Below are 435 nucleotides of genomic sequence, written 5' to 3' on the forward strand. Positions count from 1 at the left end.
CGTGGATGCAGGGTGCCTACGGGCTCGGTTCGGACGACCGGGTGCTGCTGAAGACGCCGGTGTCCTTCGACGTGTCGGTGTGGGAGCTGTTCTGGCCCTTCGCCGCGGGCGCGGGCCTGGTCGTCGCCGAGCCCGGCGGGCACCGCGACCCCGCCTCCATCGCCGCGACCGTCGCCGCCCGCGGCGTCACCGTGTGCCACTTCGTGCCGTCGATGCTGCGCGTCTTCGCCGACGCGCCGGAGGCGGCGCGCTGCACGTCCCTGCGCCGCGTCTTCGCCTCCGGCGAGGCGCTCGGCGCGGACCTGGCGCGCCGGTTCCGGGACCTGCTTCCGCGCGCGGCGCTGGCGAACCTGTACGGCCCGACGGAGGCGGCGGTGGACGTGACCGCCTTCGACACCGGCGCCGAATCCGACCGGTTCTTTGGGCCGGGGGTGC

General features: G+C 75.6%; 1 protein-coding gene. It reads left to right on the forward strand.

The genetic code is table 11. From position 1 onward, the window contains the following. The coding region (locus tag RM446_RS24700; RefSeq protein ID WP_311547844.1) for an AMP-binding protein at positions 1-435 on the forward strand (435 nt) is incomplete at both ends.

Source organism: Streptomonospora wellingtoniae (assembly GCF_031845375.1).
GTDB lineage: Bacteria > Actinomycetota > Actinomycetes > Streptosporangiales > Streptosporangiaceae > Streptomonospora > Streptomonospora wellingtoniae.